Annotated in this window: 4 protein-coding genes; 1 reads left to right on the top strand and 3 read right to left on the bottom strand. The window is 48.2% G+C overall.

From position 1 onward, the window contains the following. The first annotated feature begins 220 nt into the window (after window positions 1-220). Window positions 221-865 carry a DUF6904 family protein gene (locus ACVOLR_RS19945; protein ID WP_000572386.1) on the top strand — a complete coding sequence of 215 codons (645 nt, stop codon included), beginning with the start codon at window positions 221-223 and terminating at the stop codon, window positions 863-865. A gap of 28 nt (window positions 866-893) precedes the next feature. Here the strand turns inward: ACVOLR_RS19945 and ACVOLR_RS19940 are convergent, their stop codons facing one another. The 3 genes from ACVOLR_RS19940 to ACVOLR_RS19930 form a co-directional block, all read right to left on the bottom strand. Further along, window positions 894-2,297, bottom strand: a complete 1,404-nt coding sequence (locus ACVOLR_RS19940) for an ISNCY-like element ISKpn21 family transposase (RefSeq protein WP_001567368.1) — start codon at window positions 2,295-2,297, stop codon at window positions 894-896. Window positions 2,298-2,378: 81 nt separating this feature from the next. After that, window positions 2,379-3,062 carry a LytR/AlgR family response regulator transcription factor gene (locus ACVOLR_RS19935; protein ID WP_481537971.1) on the bottom strand — a complete coding sequence of 228 codons (684 nt, stop codon included), beginning with the start codon at window positions 3,060-3,062 and terminating at the stop codon, window positions 2,379-2,381. 14 nt (window positions 3,063-3,076) lie between these two features. Next, window positions 3,077-3,553 (bottom strand): ATP-binding protein (locus ACVOLR_RS19930; RefSeq protein ID WP_481537970.1); only part of this gene is annotated, 477 nt, incomplete at its 5' end.

Below are 3,553 nucleotides of genomic sequence, written 5' to 3'. Positions count from 1 at the left end.
CTTTCTGCGCTCATGATATGCCTCCCGGTAGTTTAAACGGACCAGTGAAGCTTACCATAGCGCGGACATCTGAATTGAGCCACAGGCGGACATTACTATTGAGCCATTACAATATTTGTCAAGGCTCAATTGAAATGTCCGTTATCCAGCTCAATTAAAATGACCACTTTGATCTCTCATTCTCTTTACTGATAGACTTTCCTCCGACTGAAACAACAGGATGATTGAGCCCATGCTTCGATACGAGTTAACGCCGAACAATGCAGGTTTTATACTGTGGGGAGATTCAGAAGCCCTGAATGAATTACATGAACTCATTCATTACATCGTGGATGAAAGCCCACTGATTAAAGTTAAAGACGGATTTATGTTATCCCTTGCCTATGATATTCGTAAAGCACGGGAAGGTAATCGTCGTGTTGAGCAACATCAGTATGATCAACATGATACATATAAGCTTTATGGTGTTGAGCTTTTATGGCCTCTGGTCCTGGTACAGTCCTCAATACTCAGAAACTCAATGGGTTATATTCAGACAGACAAAAACCAGCTGTCTGTCATGTATGCCTTTGAATACCTGATAGAATCAGCATTAACAGAGTCTGAGAGAACAACGTCGAATGATATTATGCTAACAGTAAAATATGCATCAGACTCTGATTTTAATTTCATTGAGGATAATATTGACAGCAGGTGCTGCTATTTTATCAGCCTATCTCCGGAGCAAAGAAAAAAGCAGTTAATCAGTATTGTTCGTTCTTTTCATTCATTATGGGGTAAGTATGCCCGTGAAAAGCAGGACATAAAGATGCTGAACGAAATGAATAATACATCATGGGTCTGGCCGGACAATATCAACTGGTGAGCAACCACTGTCCGGCCAGTGAGTACCATCAGCGGGCTCTTTTACCAAAAATGTCCTCTGAACGTGACTGAAGCTGTTTGAGTGCTTCGAGCATGTCATCATTATCCAGTGAGCGCTGGGATTTCTTCCCTTCCTGCTTTGGCCGTCGTCGGGAAGGGCCATCTCCAGCGGGAATTGACTGAGAGCGCGTGTTATCCCGCTTGCTCTGCACCAGACTGATAAACTCCAGGGTTCGGCCAAGACGCTTGTTATCGACAATCGCGCCCTGGTCGATTTCTGACAGTCGGTCGTAGGTAGAGTAGGGAAGTAGCGTACCGTTCAGGCGCAGCTCTTTTCTGCCATCAGGATAGTGATACACATCGATATATTTACCTATTGCACGGCGACTCAGTTCGCTGTCTTCAATCAGGTACAACATTTTATCATATTGTATCGTCAACGATTTTGAGACTTTACGTTTTTCACGAACAGTGAAAATAAGCCCCAGGTCCTCATCATGTTCTACAGCACGGTGTACGTCAAAATCATGTCGCGGTACTTTGCCAAAACGGCGGTTATAGTCAGCCATATAGGCCTCAGCGAAGTCATTTGCAGCCTCCATTGAACAAATGCCCTGTAACCGCAGCTCTTTGACCAGACGATCCTGTAAAGTGAGGTGAGCTCGTTCTACACGCCCTTTGGCGGGACTGGTTTCTGCACAGATAGTCTGGATGTTCAGTTCATGCATGGCTCGCCCAAACTGAGTATGCCCGTCTCCGCCTGTGGCGTGTTTATTGTTAACACGAAAAACACCGGCTTTATCGCTGTACAGTGCCAGCGGTTTACCATGCTTATCGATATAGCGCCGCGTGGCTTCGAAGTAAGAAAACGTGGACTCCGATTTAACAAACAACAGTTCCATCAGTTTGCTGGTTGCATCATCAACATAGACCAGCGCGGTGCAGGCCGGGCCACGGCCTTCAAACCAGTCGTGATCACAGCCATCTATTTGTATCAGCTCACCAGTACACGGACGCCGGTACCGTGGTTGAGGGATCCTTGCGGCACGTTGTTTACGGGGAACCCATAAGCCAGCCCGCACCATGATGCGCCGGACAGTTTCTTTGCCAAGAAACAGTCCGTGGAGTTCTTCGAGCTTTTCACGCGCCAGAGTCGGACCGAAATCAGCATAACGCGTCTTGATCAGTTCCAGAGCCTGATCTGCGAGCCCGGGTGGCAACTGGCGGTTACCACGCATGCCACATCGTCTGCTGGCCATACCAAGCGGTCCGCCTTCACGGTAACGGGCAAGAAGTCTGCGGCATTGCCTGTCGCTGATACCGAGGTGCTCGGCCGCACGGCGCGTTGTGATGCGACGTTCAATGACGTCCTGTATAATCTTGATCCGGTTGATCTCTTTCAAAGTAAACACTCCTGAGCTTTCTGCGCTCATGATATGCCTCCCGGTAGTTTAAACGGACCAGTGAAGCTTACCATAGCGCGGACATCTGAATTGAGCCACAGGCGGACATTACTATTGAGCCATTACATCTTTTAAGCGCAAAATATAGGTATTGTTAAACCAGGGTTCGGTCTCGCGGATTTTATTCAGATTCATGCAGAACGAGCGGTGGCAGCGGAAGAAATGCGAAGCCGGCAGTTGGCTGCAAAATTCGGTGATGTGCATCGGCATCACGTACGATTCGCGCCGGGTGTAGACAAACGTCATCTTTTCATGGGCTTCTGCGTAGTAGATGTCGTTGATCGGGGTCACGATGATCCGCTCATCTTTGATCAGGTTGATCGTATCGTTTTCGCGGGCCACCGGACTGGCGGGCGAAGTTCCAGTTTGCTGCTGTTGCCAGGCGGCTTCCAGCTTTTGCAACATGCTGACAATGCGTGATTCCTGGTACGGCTTCAGAATGTAGTCAAAAGCTTCCAGTTCGAAGGCTTCAACGGCGTGTTCTTTCAACGCGGTAATAAACACATTAAAGGGTTTATGCGCGAACTGGCTGATATTTTGTGCCAGCAATACGCCGTCCAGCGAGGGAATATTAATATCCAGAAAAATGGCGTCAAAGCGGTTGTGCTGGAGATATTTCAGCACGTCCAGACCATCGTCAAACGTGCCGACAATCTCCATCTGGCTGTGCTCTTTTATCAGCCAGCTCAGTTCCTGTTGGGCCAGGAATTCATCTTCAACAATGATGACTTTCACGACTTCACTCCTGGTTAAAGCAACAATGTGGCCGGTGCGGCTGCGGGCGAATGCTGATTCGGTACATAAAAGGCAATCTCAGTGCCGGGCTCCAGACGGCGGATATGTAATCCCTCACCGTAGAGCAGCTTAACGCGATGGTGCACATTCAACAGACCAATTTTATTGCCCGGCATTTCATTGGATTCGACCCGTTCAATCAGTTTTGGATCGATACCGTGGCCCGTATCCCGCACAGCAATACGAACCCGGTTACCACACTCCGCCACGCTGATGGTAACCACGCCTTTCCCTTTGCAGGGCTGAATCCCATGGACGATAGCGTTTTCTACCAGCGGCTGAATCAGCAGGCTGGGGATATAACAGCTTACATCTTCATCGATATCATAAATAACCGTTAGTTTGTCGCCAAAACGCGCGTGTTCGATGGCGATGTAATCCTTGATTTCATACAGCTCTTTTTTGATGTCGATCTGCTCATCGTCTTTTAA

It is taken from the genome of Stenotrophomonas sp. STEN030 (assembly GCF_056759995.1).
The sequence above is the reverse complement of the archived record's forward strand: the minus strand, read 5'-3'. Positions and strand labels throughout refer to the sequence as shown.

Bases quoted from the DNA above. Each gene is read 5' to 3' on its own strand.
- ACVOLR_RS19945 (WP_000572386.1), top strand. From the start codon at position 221: ATGATTGAGCCCATGCTTCGATACGAGTTAACGCCGAACAATGCAGGT.
- ACVOLR_RS19940 (WP_001567368.1), bottom strand. From the start codon at position 2,297: ATGAGCGCAGAAAGCTCAGGAGTGTTTACTTTGAAAGAGATCAACCGG.